Raw genomic sequence first — 22,747 nt, forward strand, 5'->3', positions numbered from 1 at the left:
TATGGACTAGCTTTTTAAATCAATTAGAAAATTGCAATTTAGAAAGCCCATAGCAAAACTTGAAATAGTTTTTGTTATGGGCTTTTTTGATTACAAAAAATGCATTTGAAAAAGCAATAGTATTTTAAATGGAGGTGTTTAAACATTGGATTTTTTTAACAAGAGAGAAGGAGGTATGTTATTATAACTAAAAGAATTAATTTATTTATTCTCTTGGCTTTCTTTATGAATATACTTATACAGGGTTTAAGCATAAATACCGTATTTGCTGCGGAAAATGTAAGTTTAGACCTTAATTTGAAACGAGCAGTTACTGGAACAGGACCTTTTAATACTAGTAATGCTGGGGAAGGCTTTCATCCTGGAGACGACTACAGTGATTCAGATGAGTATGTAAGAACTTTAGACACAGTAACTTATGATTTTAGCTATGCTATAAATCCAGGGACAACCGATAGTGCTATAAATCTGGTTATAACTAGTACAATATCTCTTGGTGATAATAACAAACCAGTTGCAGTATGGGATGAAGAATTTGTAAAGACACACCCAGGACTTTCTGTTACAAATGAAGGAAGAACTTTAATTTGTACTTTGGGAAACCAAAGTGCAAGTGATGCCTATAAATTTTCACCCGTTGCTAGAATTTTACCTAATGCTGAAAATGGTGCCGGTTTTACTGTAAGTGCAACCATTTCAGCAGATAATGCGCAGCAGAAAACTGTAGATACATCTAGAGTAATAGTATCAGCATTACCTAAATTGGATTTAGTTAAGCAAACTAGCGCAACCTTTGATGGGACAGGACCAAATGGGGAAAAAGGTAAGTTTTTTATATTTTCCATTGCTCTTCTTGTAGGGGATGGAAAGGGTAGTGAGCCAATAGAAGGACCTATAACTTTTACAGATGATTTAAGTAACTTCGGAATACCAAATGCAAGATTGTATACTTTTGATGGAAACCCTGCTGTAGGTATTAATGGAAGTAACAACTCTAGAAAAATACAATACCTGCCTTACGGAAGTACTACAGCAAGTAATCCTGTAGAACAAAGTGTTCCAGGTTCTCCAACTATAACAGCTGTTCAAACAGCATCGGGACAGAACATACAGTTTACTGTTAACAATATAGAGACAACAGGAAGTAAGTTTCCTTCTCAAAATATGAATGGCAGTGCTGTTGCAGCAAACCAAAAATATGTATTTTCTGGATTTGTAGCACTTTGGGTAGATGATAAAGATATACCAGAGGGAGATACTACCATAATCAATAAATATACAGATTTGTATTGCAAGGGTACAAGCGGAATTTTAAATTATGGTGGAAAGTCAGAGCCTTTAGGCAATAATATAGTCTCCTTTAACAATCATAAAGCTTCAGCTGGCGAAACAGGAACAGCTAGTTATGGAGCAAGTATTCAGTATAAAGATGTTCCTACAATGACACAACCATTATCAGGAGATGGAGTTGTATATGAAGGTCAAGCTTTTACAGCAAGAGCTTATTTCAACAACGGAGGAACATTAGGCTTAAATAATTATATTGAAATGATTAAGATAGATCCATCTAAAGTTAAAGTAACAGATTTAGAGGGAAAACCTGGAAGTGCAATGAATTTAACTGTTTCTAATGTCAATTTAGATGATCTTCAAGTTCAATATGGAACAGGAGTTTATAGTAGCTGGCAGGAGCAAAGAGCTGATACTGGTGAAAGTTCAAATTGGTATAACTCTACAACAGAAGCATTGACGTCAGGAACAGGGCCTATAAATAAGGTAAGGGTTATTACGAAGTCAGGAAAAGTAATGCCTCAAGGTTCAACTATGATTATGGATTTAAATGTGACAGCCTTAGATAGCGGAGTAGGCACAATTGCACCTGTATTTTTAGCTGCAAGAGCGGATGGTGTGGACAATGGACAATGGAGAATAGGAAGTTATGACCCAGAAACCCATAGTAATTCAGGTGCTGGAGATAGAGTGGCAATAAGTGAGGTAATTTCTAGAATACAGATGAAAACAGAACCAGAAGGAATTTTGACTTCTGACGTTGATAAAGAAATTACATTTAAGCTACAGCCTACTTTAACAACTGATTCTAGATATAGCAATATCACAGTTGCTGAAAATGTAGTGATTACCAATACGCTTCCAAAAGGATTTAGTTATGTTCAGGATAGTGCCACACCAAGTCAACCAGCTAGTGTGGTGAAAAATTCGGATGGTACTACAACACTAAAATGGAATTTACAAAATGTAAATATAAATTCAACCATAGCACCAATTTATTATAAAGTGCTTGTTGACTTTGATGTTAGAACTGGAAGTCTACAAAACCAAGTAGTGATTAGTACCCCTTTAGATGGAAGCATTGAAGCACTGAGAACTTCTAGCCTAGGGATAAATGTTGTGAATAACAAGGCTTGGGGAATACGTAAAAGTGTAGATAAGCCTATAGTTGAAGTAGGAGATGAGTTAGTCTACTATTTAAAATATGCAAAGATTGAGAACGATTTTTTATACGATCTTAGATTTATAGATATTCTTCCTTACAATGGAGATGGAAGAAGTCCTCAAAGTAGTTTTAATGGAACCTACGAAATTAAAGAGATTTCAGGAAGTAGCGGAGAATATTTCTATTTTACTACAGATCCGCGAGATAGCATTAATAGGGATCCAGAATTAAATACGAATAACTGGCAGCCATATTCTGAGGCGGCAGTAAAGGGAAAGGCTGTTACAGCTATTAAAGTTACTAGAGACTTTTTCTTTCAGCCTAATGCTCCAACACAAGTTGTCAAAGTCAAATTAGTTCCTTTTAACAACAAAGCTGGAGATGTTTATGCTAATAACTTTAGTGGTAGAGCTTTGGGTATTAATGTACCGGTTTATTCAAGTGATGTTGCGATTAGAGTTGTTGGTAGTTCCATAGGTGATTATGTATGGAACGATGCCAATGCCAACGGAGTGAAGGATTCAGATGAGGTAGGAATTGCTAACGTAACAGTAAATCTATTAGATCAACAAGGAAACGCAATCTCATCTACAGTAACGGATGCTGCAGGTAAATATACTTTTGACAATATCCATTCAGGAAACTATAAAGTAAAAGTAGATGAAAGTACTTTACCTATTGGATTTGTACCAAGCTATGATTTGGATGGAACTTTAGACAATACAACAACGATGAGTTTAGCTGTAAATACAAAATATGAAGATGCTAATTTTGGATACTGTCAAAAGTTCGGAAATCTAGTGGTAAAATACTTAGAACAGGGAACAGATAAAGTACTTGCACCGCAAATAACAAGCAGCCAAGCAATAGGAGTAGATTATACAACAACAGCAGCAGCAATAGATGGATATTCTTTAGTAAGCACACCATCAAATGCAACTGGAAAGTATATAGATGGAACAGTAGAAGTAATATATTATTATACAAAAACAACACCATGGATACCAATAGTGCCAGCTGAAAAGTTGGGAAATCTAGTAGTAAAATACTTGGAGCAGGGAACAAATAAGGTACTTGCACCAGAGGTTACAGATAAGCAAAAAGTAGGAACAGATTATACAACAACAGCAGCAGCAATAGATGGATATGATTTAATTGCAAAACCAACTAATGAACAAGGAAAATATATAGATGGAACAATAGAAGCAATTTACTACTATGTTCCGAAAAAACCAGTTTCACCAAGTGGAGGTGGAAGCTCTGGTGGCGGTGGTGGTAGTAGTTCTGGAATTAGAGAAGGCGTGTTAGTAGTTAAATATTTAAATAGAGATACAAATAAAGAACTTGTACCAAATATTACTGACAGAAAGCCAGTAGGAACAGAATATACAACATCCGCAAAAGATATAAATGGATATCAATTAATGAATATACCAACTAACGAAAAAGGAAAGTATATAGATGGAACTACAGAAGTAATATACTATTATGCTCAAAAAGTAGTTGTTCCAGATGAAAAAGTTCCTGAAGGAAATCCAGAAATTAAAGAAGGCGTGTTAGTAATTAAGTATTTAGATAGAGATACAAACAAAGAAATTGCGTCACAAATTACTGACAAGAAGCTAATAGGAACAGAATACTCTACAACAGCGAAAGACATTGATGGATATGAGCTAGTTGAAGTACCAAGTAATGAAAAAGGTAAATATATAGACGGAACTACAGAAGTAGTATACTATTATGCTCCAAAAAAAGTAGCTGTACCACAAGATAAAATTGCAGACGGAGCATCGTTATTACCTAAAACTGGTGAAGGAAGTTCTATTCCATATTATGCTTTAGGAACATTGCTTTTAATTGCTGGATTAAGAATAAATTCAAGAAAAAGCAAAAAAATAGTGTAATTTAATAATTAGACCTCTATAATGTATTCTATATTAATATATTATAGAGGTTCTTTTTATTCGACTTTTAGAGTTCTTATAATTTGTACTGTCACTGTTGTGTTAGGGGGATGAAATTGAACTTATACAATACTAGGAGGTTATATGAGGAGAATAATTTCTACATTATTGATTTTTATAGGAATTGTAATAATTTGTTACCCTAAGCTATCAGAATATTATTATACGTATAAACAAAAAGAAATTATGAAGAAATTAGATTTGATTTACAAGGATAATATAGAGAATAGTGAAGATAAAACAAAATTGAAAACTAATAACAGTAATTTGCAGGAATCAAATAATAATTCTACATGCACAATTAAAATTGACAAAATAAATTTATATCAGCCTATTTTACAAGGGGCTTCACAAGAAAACTTAAGTGTTTCAATAGCATCTGTTAATACTGATGTTAAACCTGGTCAAGTTGGTAACTATGCTTTAGCAGGACATAGAAGTCATACTTATGGTAGAAATTTCAATAGATTATCAGAGATAGAGATAGGAGATAAAATAAAAATTTTTGATGGATCACAGGAATATGTATATACTGTGTATGAAAAATTTTTAGTAAAACCAGAAGAAACTTGGGTCTTAAATAGTAATAAAGTAGATAGAGAGATTACTTTGATAACATGTAATCCTATGATTAATCCAACAGGTCGTCTTATTATTAAAGGAAAAATTAAATGAAAATAGATAAAAAAGCAAAAAAAATAGTGAAAAAGATTTAAGTGTGTATTATAATATAGTTAAATAAAATTTTTTATCGAGTGATTCTTCACCGATAAAGGCAAAACTATCGAAAGGTAGTGACGCAAAGCTATAGGGCCTTAGGTATAAGTTATATTTATATCATGGCAGCCAGTTACCGAAAGGAGAATAGAATATGTTAAAAAAAGCTACTTGCTATTTTGTAATATTTATTTTTATGCTTTTATCTACGAAGCCGGTGTTAGCTTATTCAGATACTAGCATATTTGATAAAACTGAGTTAAATAAAGGACTTTTAAAGGTAAACTATAATGCAAACAAAGATGTTAAGACAAAAATAATGGTTCAAAAAGGGAACAATAAATATTTCTATAACTTAAAACCACAGACAAATATTCCACTTCAGTTAGGTAATGGTGAATATAATGTTGCTTTATTAGAAAATAGTAATGGTAATGAATACGTTGTAGTTAAATCAGAAAAAATAAATTTAGATTTAAAAAATGAAAATGATATTTACTTAAATTCAGTTGAAAATATAAACTGGAATCAAGAAATGAATGTAGTAAAAAAAGCACAAGAGCTAACTAAAAATTTAAAAACTGATGATGAAAAAATTAAGAGTATTTACGATTATGTCGTAAAGAATATAAGTTATGATTATAATAAAATAAGTCGTATAGATGATGAGTATGTTCCTGATGTAGAAAGTATTTTTAAATCTTCAAAAGGAATGTGCTATGATTATTCAGCTTTATTTGCAGCTATGTTAAGAAGTGTAGGTGTCCCAACAAAATTAGTAAAGGGATATAAAAATGATGTTAAAGCTTATCATGCTTGGAATGAAGTTTATTTAAATAACAAATGGGTTACTATAGACACAACATATGATTCAATTTTTAATAGTAAAAAATTAAACTATACAATGATTAAAAATAGTGATGAGTATTCTGTTTCAAAGAAATATTAGTTTTTGATAATTAATTATTAAATAAAAAAGCATCAATATTAGATGCTTTTTACATATTCAAAATAAAACCTGGCATCCTATATGATAGCCAGGTTTTACTTATTTAATCTAACTGTAACTCATCAAATCCATTTCCTTTTCCCCATGCATAGATTACAGGAACAAGGTTGACAAATGCAGATTTATCTACTTTTGCAACATAATTTTTAACAACCATTGCCTCTCGGGTAGAGCAAATCAAGATAACTTTTCTTTTAGGTTTATTAGAATAAGCACCTAAAATTTGACCAATACTAACTCCGCGGTTAATTGTATTCATGATAAAATTAGAAATTTCATCTGTTTCACTACTAAGGATAACCATTTTTACCAAAGATGATCCAAAACCGAACAGGATGGTATCAACTGCTTTTGTATATATCATCTGCATAATAATAGCATATAATATTGCAGTATGTCCAAAAACAAATCCAGACAAGACAAGAACGCATATATCGATAATAAGTAGAATTTGTCCAATGCTTATATAGGGAAATATCTTCTTATGAATTATTTTAGCAAGAGTATCTGAGCTCCCTTGTGAAAAGCCTTTTTTTAGTACTAAACCCATACCGACACCTGCAATAATTCCATAGTATATGCAGTATAATAATTTATCACTAGGAGCAAGATCAATAAAGTTCAAATTAAGGTTATCAAAGAAGATTAATATAATTGGATATGTGATAGATAAAAGAATAATCTTTAAAGCTTCTTTTTTGCCTAGAACAATCCAGGCTGCTGTCAAAACTAAAATACATAGGGAGTAATAAATAAATGTATATTTAATATTTATCATTTTAGCTAATATAAGTGAAATACCTGTAAAGCCCCCTACAACTAGTCCACCTGGTTTTAAGATTGATGTAACCGCAAAGGCTTGAAGAATACATCCGCAATATACAATAATATAGTCTATAATGCTTTTGCTATTTTTTTCTTTCATATATTTCTTTCCTCCTTTCAGTGGTCACACTGGGTAATTAACCCCTGCTCGTTCCCACTCGCAAAATTACCCGTTAAAGTCCATTTAGGACTTTAACCTCCTTTTATCAATTACTTTTGTAATTGATATTAAAAACAAGTATAAGTAATAGAATTTAATCTTTAACATTGCTTATATAATACCAATGAAATCAAGCAAATGCAACTGAAACTTGTCAAAAAAGCACAAAAAAACAACAAAATGCAATAAAATTGCTTTACAATCCACAAAAAATGATATATACTTAAAACGAATTGAAAATGTTTTCGTCATTTAACGACTTTTTTATGCAACATTAATCATTGAATAACTAAAAGGGGGTCTTTATGTTGGACAAAAAAAATAGTAATTTTCAAAAATGGTTTAAATTAATTGTTCTAATTCTAGGAGGAGGAACAGTATACAAACTTGCTTATTTAAAAGATGCATTTTATGTTCCTATGCAGCAGTACATGCATTTAACAAATGCTCAGATAGGAAATGCCTTATCAATTAATGGAACGATATCTTCTTTTGGATTTATAGCTTCAATATATTTAGCGGATAGATTTTCTAAAAAAATATTATTACCTTTAGGATTAATAGGGACAGGTTGTATTGGATTATATTTATCAACATTCCCTGGATATTACGGCATACTTTTAGTTTGGGCTGCGTTAAGTATATTTAATGATATGATATATTGGCCTGTATTACTGAAGTCTGTTAGATTGCTAGGGGATGAAAGCGAACAAGGAAGAATGTTTGGTTTCCTTGAAGCTGGAAGAGGGGTAATTGATACAGTTGTAGCTTTTAGTGCATTAGGTATATTTGCATTGCTAGGCAAGGGAGCTGCAGGTTTAAGAGGTGCTATATTATTTTACTCAATTACAGTAATTATTGTAGGTATTGTTTCTTACTTCTTACTTGAGCATGATAAGATAGTTGTTAAGGATAAAAGCGAAAACGTTAGCGGTAATAAGGTTGCATTCCAAAATATGGTTAAGGCGTTAAAAATGCCACAAATATGGTTAGTTGCATTTACTATTTTCTCTGTATATTCAGTGTATTGTGGTTTAACTTACTTTATTCCATTCTTAAAAGATATTTATGGACTACCTGTAACTTTAGTTGGTGCTTATGGTATTATAAATCAATATGGTTTAAAAATGGTTGGTGGTCCTATTGGTGGATACTTAGCTGATAAAAAATGTAAATCTGCATCAAAATATTTAAGAGCATCATTTGTAGTAGTAATTGTAGCTATGATTATAATCATAATGATGCCTCATGGATCTATGAGCGTATATGCCGGAATGACAATGACACTTGGCTTTGGTGCAATCATATTTGCCATGAGAGCAGTATTCTTTGCTCCTATGGAAGAAATAGGAGTGCCAAGAGAAATGACTGGTGCTGCAATGTCACTAGGTAGCTTTATAGGTTACGCACCTGCTATGTTCTGCTACTCTATATATGGTAATATCTTAGACAAAGCACCAGGACTAGATGGATATAGACATGTATTTATGCTTATGACAGCTTTTGCAATAATGGGATTTGTTATTAGTAGTATATTAGTTAGTATAGTTAATAAGAGAAAACAAGCAGCAAAGCAAGTAGCTTAATATACTTAAAGAAATGAATATAATTTGATTTGAAAGATCACTTAATATAGAAATTTATAAAAATAGCTTTAGAAATATTCAACTAAATATTGCTAAAGCTATTTTAAATTTATGAACTAAGAAAATTAAGTGTTTTATAATTTGTATTTAAACAGATAAGTTATATTGGTATAATATTTAAGTGAATATTTATAATTTAATGGAAGGGTGTAATTTAGTGCTAGCAGAAGAAAGAAAAGATTCAATTTTGCAAATGCTTGAAGAAGAAGGAAGTGTTAAAGTATCCAAATTAATTAAATTATTTGGTGTTTCTATTGAAACAATAAGAAGAGATTTAGAGGCCTTAGAGAAAGATGGCTTCTTAAAACGTGTTTATGGTGGTGCTGTATTAAAGAAAAATGAAATTCAAAAATTAAATTATATAAAAAGAGAAAAAGAGTTTATAAATGAAAAAAAAGAACTTGCAAAGACTGCTATTAGATATATAGAAGAGGGCCAATCAATTGCATTAAATGATAGTACTACTAATATAGAACTTGCTAGAGAGTTAAAGAAGAACTTTAAAGAACTTACAGTCATAACAAATTCATTATTGATTACTAATGAATTAGTAGATGCAGATAGGTTTACTGTTATTTCAACTGGAGGCGTATTAAATCATAAAGAGCGTGCTTTTTATGGTGAGTTTGCTGAAAATCTAATTTCTAATTTTATTGTCGATAAAGCATTTATTAGTGTTAGTGGTGTATCCTTAATAAGAGGAATTACTGATTTTTCGCCAGAAGAGGTTCAAATACAAAAAAAATTAATAGAAATTTCTCAAGAAACTATAGTATTAGCTGATAGCAGTAAAATAGACACTGTATCACTTATTAAAGTGGAAGATATTCATGAAGTAAACTTAATTATAACGGATTCAAAATTAGATTCTAAAATTTTGAACAAATACTTGAAAAACGGAATAGAAATTGTTAATGAATAGATAAAAACCATATGTTTAAGTTATATAGGTAGAGATATTAAAGTAAGATATATATGCACTCAAAGTGAAAGTAGGTATTTGTTTTGAGTGCTTTTGTTATTTCAAATAAAGAAACACTTAAAACAAAAAACGTCAAAATCACACGTGAAAAATGTCGTGAATACGTTTAATAACACATAAATACAATAAATATCAATAAAAACCTTGAAACTACACATAAACTAATGTATACTGATATTAGTTAAATAAATAATAAAACAAAAATTTGTTTGTACATAGAAAGGATGGACTCGCATGAAAATAGGATTAGAAACAGAAAGCTACCATTTGCAGTTTATTACTAAAAGAATGGATGTATTTAAATTTATAAGAAAAACTGCTGAATTAGGATTAGATGGTGTAATGTTAAATATTATTCCATGGCCAGGAAAAGAACACATAGCTGTTTTAGAATCTTTTGAACCTGAATACTTAGAAAGAGTAAAACAAGAAATTCAAAAGTACAACCTATTTGCCGAAATCGATACCAACGGAACAGATCCAGAACATTTAACAAAGGTTATAGAAGTTGCTCATAAAATAGGAGCAGACGTAATTCGTACCTATTGCTGTTTCGGTGTTTATGACCCTGCCATCTTAGAGAGAGCTCCAGAAGATATAAAACAAATAGTACCATTATTAAAGAAATATAGAATAAAGCTTGCAGTTGAAAATCATGAAGAAGAAACTACAGATGAAGTAATTAAAATAATTAAAGAAGTAAACAGCCCTTGGGTTGGAGCACATTGTGATATTGGAAATGGAATGATGGCATGGGAGGATCCAGTTGAAGCTGTTAGAAAGTTAGCTCCATATGCATTTACTACACATTTCAAAGATCATACTGTTATTAAAGATGGAGATGAATATAAAGTTTGCGGAGTTCCAGCAGGTACAGGTAATATAGATTTAGATGAATGTTTCAAAACGCTAGTTAATGAATCAAAATTAACAAGAATTAATATAGAAATGTGTTTCCCATATGCAGTTTCTTTTAAAAGAGAACCTGGAGCAGGTGGAGTATATGAAGTAGGAGAAGGTGCATTTAAAGTTGAAAATCCACCATATGATCCAAATGTAATTAAACCTGCAGATTACTATTATCCACCAGAAGAACTTATTGAAAAAATGATTGAAGATCAAGAAAAAGGTGTTGAACAAACAGTTAAATATGCCTTAGCTTTAAGAGATAAATATTGTAGATAATATAATTGGAGGAATAAACATGGAAAAACAAATTATATCAACTAATGATGCACCAGCGGCTATTGGGCCTTATTCACAAGGAGTAATAGTTAGAGATACAGTGTATACTTCAGGTCAATTACCAATTAATCCTCAAACAGGAGAAATTGCAGAGACTATTGAAGAACAAACAAGACAAGCTCTAGAGAATGGAAAGGCTATTATTGAAGCAGTTGGAAGCGATATGAGCAAAGTTTTTAAAACAACAGTGTTCTTAAAAGACTTAAAAGATTTTGCAAAAATGAATGAAGTTTATGCCACTTATTTTTCAGAAAAACATCCTGCTAGAAGCACAGTAGGAGGAGCTGAATTAGCAAAGGGTGCATTAGTTGAAATCGAATTAGTAGCAACTATCTAATATATAAATTAAGGATGGCGTTAAAAATCGCCATCCTTATTAAATTGTTTGTGATGTTCTGTATTGTGATAGGGGGGAGAATTCATGTTGGCACAATATAGGTATGGGAAGATTATCAATATTCTTGAAGAAAAGGGTGCTGTAAAAGTTTCTATGCTGACTAAATTATTTAATGTATCTATTGAAACTATACGGCGAGATTTAGAAAATTTAGAGAAAGAAGGATTATGTAAAAGAGTCCATGGTGGAGCAGTTCTTGAGAAAGTTAATAAAAGAACCACAGGATTTGAGGCTCGTAAAAAAGAATGTGTGGAAGAAAAAAAAGAAATTGCAGATATTGTAGCAGGTTTAGTTAAGGAAGGACAATCTGTCGCAATGGATGCTAGTACGACTAATTTAGAACTTGCAAGGGTATTAAAACGTAAATTTGAAAGATTAACTATATTGACAAATTCTTTAGTTATTGCAGATGAATTATCAGATATGAGTCAATATACTATCATTGTTATAGGGGGATTTTTGAAAAGTGATGAGCTTTCTATTGTTGGTCGTACAGCAGAGAATATTATGAACAACTTTAATTTAGATATTGCATTTATTAGTGTAGGTGGCATATCTATTAATAAAGGTATTACAAGTTACAGTTTTGAAGAGGTTGGAGTACAGAAAAAAATGATTAAGGCATCCGAAAAAACTGTAATATTAGCTGATAGCAGTAAGTTTTGTAAAGTGTCTTTACTAAAGCTTTGTGATTTTGAAGAAATTAATGTTATTGTTACTGATTCAAAATTAAAGGATAGTTATATTGATATGTATAAAGATAATGGCATTGAAATTATATGCAAATAAAAAAGTTATAAAGTGCAGTAATTTAATTGGAAGATCAAAATGGAGCACTATTTACCAAAGAAAGACTTCTTGGCGTGGATATAACCGGTATTTAATAGTATCAATTCAGATAATATTAAATACCGATTTTTATTTTAAATTTTAAAGAGGAAGCTTAGGAGTCTTTTCTTCAGAATTATTTGTAAGAATTTTTTTATCTAAAAAATTCGTTCCAATTATTCCAGCAATAATCATCACTGCTCCAATTATATGAAAATAATATAAACGCTCTTTTAGAAATATAACTCCAGCAAGCATGGTTATCAATGTAGATAAATTACTAAATACGCTCATCTTAGATGCTTCTATTTGGGACAAAGTATAATTTGATAATAGCGATGTTACAAGTGAAGATAATATACCTAAATAAAGTACTGAAACTACAAATAATGGACTAACAAATGGCTTGAAATAAACATTAAGGGTGCCTCGAAGACTATGATCCACAATAGATATTAAATTAAAACTTAGAAAACCTATAAAGGTCATCATATAAGTTAAATCCACTATTTTATATTTTTTTGTTATTTTCCTTGCTAGCACATTATAACCAGCTGATGCAAGTGCTGATAAAATCATCAATATGGCTCCTATAAAGCTAGCAGATTTTAAGTTTATACCCTTCATAAGAAAGATGTAGATCACTCCAGATACAGATAAAATCAGTGATATCTTTTGTAGTCTGCTAGAATACTCCTTTAAAAAAAGTGTTGCTAGAATCATTGTGAAAATTGGAATTATCGCTTGAATGATTCCAGCTTCTGAGGATGAAATATATACTAATCCAAAGGCCTGAAAAGCAAAAAATAAAGTTGGATAAAACAATGAAATTGGTAATATAGGAAGCATATCTTTGAAAGTTATATCCAACTTTATCCATCCAAATACAATAGGAATAGAAGCAGCAAGAAAAGATATTGTAAATCTATGTGCAAGTATATTTAGTGGATCTGTAACAGTTAAAGCTAGTTTTACGAATAGAAATGAGAATCCTATAATAAGTGCATATAGAGAAGCAGCAAAATAGGCATTCTTTTTATTTACATTTTTCATTTTAATATTCCTCCATAGTTATGATCTTATATATCTATGTTATTAGATAAAACTCTATGATACAATAAAAATAAAATCAATCTATACCGGTACAATAGTTCAAAGGAGTAAGTTATGTATAAATATTTAGCAGTATCAAATGAGATTGAAAACATGATAAAAAGCGGTAGATATAAAGAAGGCGAAAGAATTCCTTCTATTCGAAGTTTAACTCAAAATTACAATTGTAATAAAAGTACGGTTATTAGTGCACTGAATGAATTGGAGAGAAGACACATAGTTTATTCTCTACCCAAAAGTGGATACTATGTTGTGACAAGAAAACCTAACTTAACCCAAGGCGAGAAGCTTATATTGAATTTTTCATCTTCTGCTCCAGATCCAGAGGTGTTTCCATATTTAGATTTTCAGCATTGTATTAATCAAGCAATTGATATATATAAAAATGATTTGTTTATATATGGCACACCTAAAGGATTATCTTCTTTAATAGATGTTATACAAAAACAATTGGCTAACTATCAGGTGTTTACCAATAAGAAAAATATTTTTATTACATCCGGTGTTCAGCAAGCATTATCAATTTTAGCTGCAATACCTTTTCCAAATAATAAAGAAACTATACTAATTGAACAACCTAGTTATCATTTGTTTATAGATTATTTGGAAACACATAAAATACCAGTGGTTGGTATAGAAAGAACCAGTGAAGGAATTGATATGTTAGAATTAGAGAGAATATTTAAATCAGAAAACATTAAATTTTTTTACACTATGCCAAGATATCATAATCCTTTAGGAACTTCATATTCACAAGAAGAAAGGAAGAAGATTTTAGAGCTTGCAAAGGAATATGATGTGTATATTGTAGAAGATGATTATTTAGCTGATTTTGAACAGAATTTGAAGGCTGATCCAATATTCTCATATGATAATTTTTCCCATGTTATATATCTAAAAAGTTATTCAAAAATTATTTTTCCAGGATTAAGGATTGGTATTGCAGTTATTCCTGAAAGCATCATTGAAAGATTTAGTAAATATAAAAGTGTTCTTGATATAGATAGTTCAATGCTTTCTCAAGCAGCATTAGAAATCTACATTAAAAGTGGTATGTTTGAAAGACATAAGGAAAAAATTAAGGCATCCTATCTTTTAAGAGCAAAATCTTTAACTTCTTTATTGGAAAAGAAAATTGATAGTTGTAACCATATTTATAAGTATAGTCCTTTGAAAAATATATGTGTTCATACATATATAGAATTAGATAAGAAAATATCCTGTGAAAAGCTTATAAATAGGTTAAAAAAGAAATCAATTATAGTTGACACAGCAGATAGCAATTATTTGAGCTCATTTCCAATAAAGAAATCAATACTGAAAATAAATGTTTCAAATGTAGCAGAGGACTATATTGATAAAGGAATTAGTGAAATAATTCAGGAGATTGAGTATTTAAGCAAGAATAAATTTGTCTAAAGTACGAAATAATTGAAAATTGACTATGATTGCTTTGGAGAAAATTTAATCTGTGATACTAATATTCCTCCAAGTATAAGAATACAACCTATATACCCCCTGCTGCTCATAGTTTCTCCAAGTAGAAGTGCACCGCCTATAGCACCAAATACTGATTCCATACTTAGAATGATGGCTGTGTGAGATGGCTTGGCATTTTTTTGAGCTACTACTTGAAGGGTATATGCTACACCAACAGATAAAAGGCCACTATAAAGAAGTGGAATTAAAGCATCTAATACGCTGCTCATAGTAATCTGTTCGAATATTAAAGCTGTTATTAGGCTTAATAATGAACATGTTGCAAATTGAATACATGATAATTTCAAAGGCTCAATCCTATTAGAAAAATAATCTATTGTTAAAATGTGTATAGCCCAGAACACTGATCCTATAACCTCGAGCAAGTCGCCATAGCTTATACTAAAATTTTCATTTATGCTTAAAAGGTAGAGCCCAACAACTGCAAGTCCTACTCCGATCCATGAGCTTTTTCCAATTTTATGTCCTAAAAATATTCCGATGACTGGTACAATGACCATGTAAAGCCCTGTAATAAAACCTGCTTTCCCGGCAGTTGTATATATAAGGCCAATTTGTTGCAGCGTTGCACCTGCGTAAAGAGCAATACCAACTAATATCCCAGGTAGAATTGTTTTTTTAGAGGGTACTTCTACAGTACTCTCACCATCGCTGGTGATTTTCCTTCTTTTATTAAAATAAATAAGTAAGGGGATAAGAGAAATGCTCCCAAGTGCAAATCTTATTCCATTAAAGGTAAAGGCTCCTATAGATTGAGAACCTACTCTTTGTGCAACGAATCCCAATCCCCATATAGCGGCAGTAAGTAATAAGAGTATATTAGCAGCTAATCTTTTATTATTCAGTTTAATCATCTCCTTTCATAAATTAATTATGATTAATAATAATTCTTATTTTATTAATTCTACTTTTATATTTTCATACCTTTGTATAAAAAATCACCCCTACAACATTTTAATTAATGGATTTTGTGTAGTATTATATTTATATATTGTTACATCTTAAACTATTCCTATATATATCACTTCATTTTAGGGGATATTTATTAATAACAGTACAGAAGAGGTACCCCTATGAATACCGCTAATAAGTCAACTGACCGCCTAGTAATTCTATATGAGTTGGATTTTGCATTGAGGAGTTTAAATATAAATTGAAGAATTAAAAAATGTGATGACAATAAAACTGTCACCACATTCCTATACTAAAATGATGGCGGAGTAATGGCAAAAACAATTGCTCCATTCTCCTTATATGAGTTTTCCCACTTATGTTTCATTCCCCTAGGAATGCGCACGCTATCTCCAGTGTCTAATACAATAACATTACTATCTATATAAAGATTTAGCTTTCCTTCTATAACAAAAGCCACTTCTTCTCCTTCGTGCTCCATCAACTCTTCAGAGGAATTAGAATTAGGTGTTAACTTCATAAGCGCAAATTCAATTGCTCCACTTAGATCTGGTGACAATAATTCATAGGCTATATCTTTATTTTCTGGTAATATCATTTTTTTACGTTTATCAGACCTTACTACTAACTCCTTAGTATTTAAAGGTGTAACGAAAAATGCGAATAGAGGAACTTCTAAAATTTTAGCAATAACTTTTAGTGTATTTAAAGAGGGATTTGCTAATCCTCTTTCAATCTGGCTTAATAAAGAAGGGGTTACATTAGTTAACTTTGCTAAATCTCTTATGCTCAAATTTTTTGCTTTTCGATACTCTGATATTTTTTCACCAACGTTTATATCATCCATACATTGTTCTCCTTCTTATATAGGTTATTTTATTTAAAAAATGCTTTATACATTTAATAATAAATATAATTATTTATTATAACATAATACTTTAATATTTTGTAAAACCGTGTTTAATATAATTTAATTATGTTAAATAAAACTTGACTAAAATGAATGGTGTTGTTAAACTGTATTTAACAATATTAAATTAAAATAATTTGCATGAGATGATTATGTATAAAATTATTATATAAAATAAACTTCTCTGAGAAAACGTTTAATGTAAAATATTATAAAAGAAAGAGGTATATTGTATGAGTGGAAAAGTAGTACAAGGAAAGACTTTAGAACAGTGGAAAGAAGAATATCCTTTAATGGACAAAATTATTTGCACAGAAGAAGCATTTTGGACTAATCCTAAGTATGGAAAATTTGAAGATGCTATAAAAAAGATTTCTTTATCAGAAGCGGATGTAAAAGATGCAGAAGAAAGACTAAAAAGATTTGCACCATATATAGCTAAAGTTTTCCCAGAAACACAAAAAACAAATGGAATTATAGAATCTCCTATTGCTAAGATCCCTAATATGCAAAAAAAAATAGAGAAAATGTTTAATCAAGAAATTTTAGGACAACTATTACTAAAATGCGATAGTCATCTTGCTATTTCAGGATCAATTAAAGCAAGAGGCGGTATTTATGAAGTTTTAAAGCATGCAGAAGATTTAGCTATTGAAAATGGCATGCTAACAGTAGAGGATGATTATTCAATTTTAGATAGTAATAAATTTAGAGAATTCTTTGCTAAGTATTCTATCGCAGTTGGATCAACTGGAAATCTAGGTCTTAGCATTGGAATAATGAGTGCTCAACTAGGTTTCAAAGTTTTTGTTCATATGTCAGCAGATGCAAAACAATGGAAAAAGGATCTTCTTAGAAGCAAGGGAGTTACAGTAGTTGAGTATGAGTCAGATTATAGTAAAGCAGTAGAAGAAGGTAGAAAACAATCAGAGGCAGATCCAAATATGTATTTTGTTGATGATGAAAACTCAACTAACTTGTTTTTAGGATATGCAGTTGCAGCTTATAGATTAAAAAATCAATTAGAGGAAAAGAATATAGTTGTAGATGAAGAGCATCCACTATTTGCTTATCTTCCATGCGGAGTTGGAGGTGGACCTGGTGGAGTAGCCTTTGGTTTAAAATTAATATTTAAAGATAATGTACACTGCTTCTTTGCAGAACCAACACATTCTCCATGTATGATTATAGGATTAATGACAGACATGCATGATAAGGTATGCGTTCAAGACTTTGGAATAGACAACATTACAGCAGCAGATGGACTTGCTGTTGGCAGAGCTTCAGGTTTCGTAGGAAAGACACTACAAGAGCTAATGAGCGGGTCTTATACAGCAAAAGACGAAAAATTATATGTACTTTTAAGTACACTAATAGAATCAGAAAATATCTATCTAGAGCCTTCTGCTTTAGCTGGTATACCTGGACCAATTGATCTATTTAAAACTGAAGCTGGACAAAAGTATATAGAAAACAACAACTTAAAAGATAAAATGAAAAATGCTTCACATATTGCTTGGGCTACAGGTGGAAGCATGGTTCCAAAGGATGTAATGGAAGCTTACTATAAAAAGGGATGTGAGTTATCAACTCAAGTAATAAAATAAAGTAATTAGGATATATTTGTATTGACAAAGATTAGTCTACGTAATAATATAGTAGGTAAATAGCTATATAATTTTTTGAATTTAATATAGAGATATGTACAAAGATGTACATGTTTATGTGAGTAATGAAGCTCCTTAAGATTTTCTTAAGGGGCTTTTTATATTTTTTTAAACTATCAAAAATAAGAATTTCAGAATAGGAAGTGATTAAATGAGTACTTTTAATGTAGGACCAAAAGTGTATTTTGGGACAGGAGAACTTAAAAAGTTAAGAGAAATAAATTGTAAAAAAGCATTTGTTGTAACAGATCCATTTATGGTGACTTCAGGATTTATTAATAAGGTAACTGAGCATTTAGAGGCTTCAGATATTAATTATGAAATTTTTTCTGAAATAGTTCCAGATCCACCTATTGAAGTAGTTGCTAAAGGAATTAAAGCTATGGATAAATATAATCCAGATGTACTAATTACGATGGGCGGAGGCTCAGCGATAGATGCTGCTAAAGCTATAATTCATTTTAGAACTTTAATCAAAAAAGGCTTAGAGAAGGGAAATGAAGTTAAAAAACCAATATTTATTGCAATACCAACTACCAGTGGAACAGGATCTGAGGTTACCTCATTTTCTGTTATTACAGACAAAAAGCTTAATATGAAGTATCCATTAGTTGAAGAAGAAATGATACCGAATATAGCAATTTTAGATGCAGAACTTGTAAAGTCTGTTCCGAAACCGATTACTGCAGACACTGGAATAGACGTATTGACTCATGGTATTGAAGCTTATGTTTCTAAAAACGCTACAGACTACACTGATGCATTAGCTGAAAAGAGTATTAAACTTGTATTTAAATATTTGCAAAGAGCTTATAAAGATGGTAGCGACATGGAAGCAAGAGAAAAAATGCATAATGCTTCATGTATAGCTGGACTTGCCTTTACCAATGCTTCTCTTGGAATAAATCATAGTATGGCACACATACTAGGAGGAAGATTCCATATTTCTCATGGAAAAGCAAATGCAATAGTATTGCCACATGTAATAGAATATAATGCAGATATAAAGTTTAGTCCAAGAAAGGAATATACTAACGCTGCTATTAAGTATGCAGAAATATCTAAATTTTTGGGACTAACTACTTCCAATAATGTTAGTGATGGCGTTAAAGCATTGATCAGTGGAGTTAAAAACTTAATTAAAAGCGTTGGAATTATAAATAAAATTAAAGATTTAAATATTAATGAAACTGAATTTGAAAAAAACTTGAGTGATATTTGTGATATAGCGCTTAAAGATGGATGTACCGCAACTAATCCTAGAGAGGCATGTAAGGAAGATTTAATTCAGTTATTTAGAAAAACTTACAGCGGAAAGTAGTTTTTTTACAGAATAAATAAAGTATTGACAATTTTCCTTTTTATTTATATAATTAGTACATAAATATATAAGTTATAAATGTTGTTCAACGGCGAGCAATATAAATTGAGTAATGGAGCTCTTATAAATTACGCCATAGGTGTTTTTTTAAGAGCTTTTTATTTCGTATTGGAGTGTTGAAGTTGGAAGAAAAACAAAGAGTAATTCAAGAATATGTTCCTGGAAAACAAATAACATTAGCTCATTTAATTGCTCATCCGAATAAGGCTGTATATAAAAAGCTAGGATTATCAGATGAGTACAGTGAAGCCATAGGAATTTTAACTATAACTCCTAGCGAGGCTGCTATAATCGCATCTGATGTAGCCACTAAGGTAGCTGATGTAAAAATAGGCTTTGTAGACAGATTTAGTGGATCTCTTGTAATTGTAGGTGACGTTTCCAGCGTTGAAGTTGCATTAACAGAGGTTTTAAATATGCTTAGTACAGTGCTGGATTTTACTACATCCAAGATAACTAAATCATAGGAGGAATACCGTTGAAAAAGATAATGCTAATTGGACAAGTTGGCAGTGGAAAAACAAGTCTAACCCAAGCACTAAATAATGAAAAAGTGAAATATAAAAAAACTCAAGCAATGGAATATAGTAATCTAGTTATAGATACTCCGGGAGAGTATATTGAAAATAGAAATTACTATAATGCGTTGATTACAGAAGCTGTAGATGCAGACGTTATTGGTCTTATACAGCCTTGTAATAAAGAATTAAGTGTTTTTCCACCTAGCTTTGGGAGTATTTTTCCTAAACCTGTTATTGGAATAATAACTAAGGTGGATTTATGTGATGAAGATAAAGAGATAAAAGCTTCAGAGGAATATTTAATAGAAGCAGGTGCTGAGAAGATATTTAAAGTAAGTGTTATTGAAGATCTAGGAATAGAAAACATAAAAAGTTATTTACATTGGAATAATAGTTAACAAATATTGATCTGATTTGATTATTATTTCCAAAGAGGGGTGTAAACATGAGTAAAAAAATTGTAATAGCCGATGACGAACCTATTACAAGGATGGACATTAGAGAAATGTTAGAAGAAGCTGGCTACGTTGTTGTGGGAGAAGCTTCAGATGGCTTTGATGCTATTGAAATATGTAAGAAACATTTACCTAATATCGTAATCATGGATATAAAAATGCCACTATTAGATGGAATAAATGCTTCAAAAATAATTATTCAAGAAGGACTAGCAGATGGTATTATTCTTCTAAGTGCTTATAGTGATACAAACTTTGTTGAGAAAGCAAAGGATGCAGGAGTAATTGGGTATTTAGTAAAACCATTAGATAATAAATCACTTATACCTGCGGTAGAAGTAGCTATGTCCAAATCAAATGAACTAAAAGAAATGAAAAATAACATGATAAATATAGAAAAAAAACTTGAAGCAAGAAAATTAATTGAAAAAGCTAAAGGTATATTAATGGCTCAACAGGGAATATCAGAAGAAGAGGCTTTTTCAATGATTAGAAATTTAAGTATGAATAAAAGAGTAGCAATGAGTGATATTGCGGAAATAATAATCATGAGCAAAGATAATGTTTAACTTTACAAATAATAAAGCAATGTAGGTAGTAATATGAGTGAAATAAGAGAATTGTGTTTAACACACACATATTTAACTGATAAGGATATAAAGATTATTGAGGATATAGCTAGGACTATCCAGTTCATTGCAGATTCTGCTGGTGGTGATGTTTTTATAGATTGTCCAACTACTCATAAGGATGCAGCTATTGTGGTAGCGGAAGCAAAGCCTACAAACAAAGCTTCTTTATACAAGCAAAAGGTAGTTGGGAAGCTAGCCATAAGAGAAAATGAACCTGCAGTTATTAGAGCAATTGATATTGGAATGCCTGGAAGAGATATAAAAGGAATAACTCAAGAGCAAATTAAAGTAAAGCAGAGTGTTGAACCTATAAGAAATAGTGATAATAAAACTATAGGCATACTTATTATAGAAAAAGATGTAACTGAAAACTTAAACAATGATAGAAAGATGGAAATATTAGCAGAAGCAAATGAAGAGCTAACTACTCAAATTGAAAAGAAATATTACAGGGAAAGTGATATAACCTACTATATTAATGAAGCTATATTAATATTTGATGAAAATGGAATATTAAAATTTAAAAATCCAGGAGCAGACTTACTTTATAGTAAACTTGGATACAGAGAAGATATACTAGGTATGAACTTTTCTAATTTATCCTTAGATAAAATTTATTTTAAGGATATTCTTTTAAATAGTTGCATTGATGTATATGAACTTGAAGTGGGAGAAATGTGCCTACAAGTAAAATATATAGTTCAAAGCAATAAAGCTTTAAATTTGGTTGTACTAATTAGAGATATTACTGATATGAAGCAAAAGGAAAAGGAATTAATATTAAAGTCTGTAGTTATAAAAGAAATTCATCATAGAGTTAAGAATAATCTTCAAACCATCGCGAGTCTTTTGAGACTTCAATCTAGAAGAATTAAAAATGAAGAATTTCTAAATGCAATGAATGAAAGTATCAATAGAGTACTTAGCATTGCAGCAACTCATGAGATTCTAGCAAAACAAGGAATTGATGAGGTTAATATAAAAGAAGTAATTAATAAAATAAAATCCAGTATAGTAAGCTTTGAAAAAAACGATGATGTCAATTTGAAAATTAATATTACTGGTGATGATTTCACAGTAAGCTCAGATAAAGCTACATCAACGGCACTAGTAGTAAATGAACTCCTTCAGAACTCTCTTAAGCATGCTTTTAAAGGTAGGAGGGAAGGAGAAATCACAATCAATGTAGAACAAAGAAACATATATCCTACTATATCAGTTATTGATAATGGGATTGGATTTGATACTGATAAGATTTTAACAAATAGTTTAGGATTGATGATAGTAAGAAGTTTAGTTAAGGATAAATTAGATGGTAATCTAAATATATATTCAAATAGTCAAGGTACAAAAGTGGTATTTGATTTTAAAATTAAATAATAAGTACAAAGTTGTGCTTAGCAGTGGCAATGGAGCCCAGAGTATGTA

The 22,747-nt window shown here is 30.7% G+C and carries 19 protein-coding genes and 1 riboswitch; of the genes, 15 read left to right on the forward strand and 4 right to left on the reverse strand.

Features of this window, described 5'->3' with window-relative positions; genetic code table 11:
- The first annotated feature begins 225 nt into the window (after nt 1–225).
- The 3 genes from ACZ5N4_RS05315 (at nt 226) to ACZ5N4_RS05325 (ending at nt 6,085) form a co-directional block, all read left to right on the forward strand.
- Nucleotides 226–4,359 (forward strand): MucBP domain-containing protein, encoded by a 4,134-nt coding sequence (locus ACZ5N4_RS05315; RefSeq protein ID WP_464207819.1) that lies wholly within the window; start codon nt 226–228, stop codon nt 4,357–4,359.
- 144 nt (nt 4,360–4,503) lie between these two features.
- On the forward strand, nt 4,504–5,094 hold the full coding sequence (locus tag ACZ5N4_RS05320; RefSeq protein ID WP_464207821.1) for a class D sortase: 591 nt from the start codon (nt 4,504–4,506) through the stop codon (nt 5,092–5,094).
- A gap of 89 nt (nt 5,095–5,183) precedes the next feature.
- Nucleotides 5,184–5,277, forward strand: a riboswitch (cyclic di-GMP riboswitch).
- A gap of 13 nt (nt 5,278–5,290) precedes the next feature.
- Nucleotides 5,291–6,085 (forward strand): transglutaminase-like domain-containing protein, encoded by a 795-nt coding sequence (locus tag ACZ5N4_RS05325; protein ID WP_464207823.1) that lies wholly within the window; start codon nt 5,291–5,293, stop codon nt 6,083–6,085.
- Between the two features lie 103 nt (nt 6,086–6,188).
- Here the strand turns inward: ACZ5N4_RS05325 and ACZ5N4_RS05330 are convergent, their stop codons facing one another.
- On the reverse strand, nt 6,189–7,070 hold the full coding sequence (locus ACZ5N4_RS05330) for a YitT family protein (protein ID WP_464207825.1): 882 nt from the start codon (nt 7,068–7,070) through the stop codon (nt 6,189–6,191).
- A 365-nt stretch (nt 7,071–7,435) separates the two neighbouring features.
- Here ACZ5N4_RS05330 and ACZ5N4_RS05335 point away from each other — a divergent pair, with 365 nt between their 5' ends.
- The 5 genes from ACZ5N4_RS05335 (at nt 7,436) to ACZ5N4_RS05355 (ending at nt 12,189) form a co-directional block, all read left to right on the forward strand.
- On the forward strand, nt 7,436–8,716 hold the full coding sequence (locus ACZ5N4_RS05335; protein WP_464207827.1) for an MFS transporter: 1,281 nt from the start codon (nt 7,436–7,438) through the stop codon (nt 8,714–8,716).
- Nucleotides 8,717–8,933: 217 nt separating this feature from the next.
- Nucleotides 8,934–9,698 (forward strand): DeoR/GlpR family DNA-binding transcription regulator, encoded by a 765-nt coding sequence (locus ACZ5N4_RS05340; RefSeq protein WP_464207829.1) that lies wholly within the window; start codon nt 8,934–8,936, stop codon nt 9,696–9,698.
- A gap of 294 nt (nt 9,699–9,992) precedes the next feature.
- The gene (locus ACZ5N4_RS05345; protein ID WP_464207831.1) at nt 9,993–10,943 is read left to right on the forward strand and encodes a sugar phosphate isomerase/epimerase family protein; all 951 of its coding nucleotides are present in this window, start codon (nt 9,993–9,995) and stop codon (nt 10,941–10,943) included.
- Nucleotides 10,944–10,962: 19 nt separating this feature from the next.
- On the forward strand, nt 10,963–11,340 hold the full coding sequence (locus tag ACZ5N4_RS05350; RefSeq protein ID WP_464207832.1) for a RidA family protein: 378 nt from the start codon (nt 10,963–10,965) through the stop codon (nt 11,338–11,340).
- Nucleotides 11,341–11,424: 84 nt separating this feature from the next.
- On the forward strand, nt 11,425–12,189 hold the full coding sequence (locus ACZ5N4_RS05355) for a DeoR/GlpR family DNA-binding transcription regulator (RefSeq protein ID WP_464207834.1): 765 nt from the start codon (nt 11,425–11,427) through the stop codon (nt 12,187–12,189).
- Between the two features lie 141 nt (nt 12,190–12,330).
- Here the strand turns inward: ACZ5N4_RS05355 and ACZ5N4_RS05360 are convergent, their stop codons facing one another.
- Nucleotides 12,331–13,281: a DMT family transporter gene (locus tag ACZ5N4_RS05360; protein ID WP_464207836.1), complete on the reverse strand. Its 951-nt coding sequence runs from the start codon at nt 13,279–13,281 to the stop codon at nt 12,331–12,333.
- Between the two features lie 114 nt (nt 13,282–13,395).
- Here ACZ5N4_RS05360 and ACZ5N4_RS05365 point away from each other — a divergent pair, with 114 nt between their 5' ends.
- Nucleotides 13,396–14,760 carry an aminotransferase-like domain-containing protein gene (locus tag ACZ5N4_RS05365; RefSeq protein ID WP_464207838.1) on the forward strand — a complete coding sequence of 455 codons (1,365 nt, stop codon included), beginning with the start codon at nt 13,396–13,398 and terminating at the stop codon, nt 14,758–14,760.
- A gap of 23 nt (nt 14,761–14,783) precedes the next feature.
- Here the strand turns inward: ACZ5N4_RS05365 and ACZ5N4_RS05370 are convergent, their stop codons facing one another.
- Both ACZ5N4_RS05370 and ACZ5N4_RS05375 read right to left on the reverse strand, forming a co-directional pair.
- Nucleotides 14,784–15,686, reverse strand: coding sequence for a DMT family transporter (locus ACZ5N4_RS05370; protein WP_464210838.1), 903 nt, complete (start codon nt 15,684–15,686; stop codon nt 14,784–14,786).
- A 359-nt stretch (nt 15,687–16,045) separates the two neighbouring features.
- Nucleotides 16,046–16,600 carry a helix-turn-helix domain-containing protein gene (locus ACZ5N4_RS05375; protein ID WP_464207840.1) on the reverse strand — a complete coding sequence of 185 codons (555 nt, stop codon included), beginning with the start codon at nt 16,598–16,600 and terminating at the stop codon, nt 16,046–16,048.
- Between the two features lie 296 nt (nt 16,601–16,896).
- On the opposite strand from ACZ5N4_RS05375, the gene dsdA reads away from it, so the two are divergent.
- The 6 genes from dsdA to ACZ5N4_RS05405 all read left to right on the forward strand — a co-directional run bounded on the left by dsdA (nt 16,897) and on the right by ACZ5N4_RS05405 (nt 22,699).
- A complete protein-coding gene (gene dsdA, locus ACZ5N4_RS05380; protein WP_464207842.1) occupies nt 16,897–18,270 on the forward strand; it encodes a D-serine ammonia-lyase in 1,374 nt (457 codons plus the stop codon).
- Between the two features lie 211 nt (nt 18,271–18,481).
- A complete protein-coding gene (locus ACZ5N4_RS05385; RefSeq protein ID WP_464207843.1) occupies nt 18,482–19,651 on the forward strand; it encodes a 1-propanol dehydrogenase PduQ in 1,170 nt (389 codons plus the stop codon).
- A gap of 173 nt (nt 19,652–19,824) precedes the next feature.
- Nucleotides 19,825–20,178 (forward strand): ethanolamine utilization microcompartment protein EutS, encoded by a 354-nt coding sequence (eutS, locus tag ACZ5N4_RS05390; RefSeq protein WP_464207845.1) that lies wholly within the window; start codon nt 19,825–19,827, stop codon nt 20,176–20,178.
- 11 nt (nt 20,179–20,189) lie between these two features.
- Complete coding sequence (locus tag ACZ5N4_RS05395; RefSeq protein WP_464207847.1) at nt 20,190–20,630, forward strand: EutP/PduV family microcompartment system protein; 441 nt, start codon at nt 20,190–20,192, stop codon at nt 20,628–20,630.
- Nucleotides 20,631–20,677: 47 nt separating this feature from the next.
- Nucleotides 20,678–21,256, forward strand: coding sequence for an ANTAR domain-containing response regulator (locus tag ACZ5N4_RS05400; protein WP_464207849.1), 579 nt, complete (start codon nt 20,678–20,680; stop codon nt 21,254–21,256).
- A 33-nt stretch (nt 21,257–21,289) separates the two neighbouring features.
- Entirely contained in the window at nt 21,290–22,699 is a 1,410-nt protein-coding gene (locus ACZ5N4_RS05405; RefSeq protein WP_464207850.1) for a histidine kinase N-terminal domain-containing protein, read from the forward strand.
- The last annotated feature ends 48 nt before the right edge of the window (nt 22,700–22,747 follow it).

The sequence above is a fragment of the Clostridium nitrophenolicum genome (genome assembly GCF_055391695.1).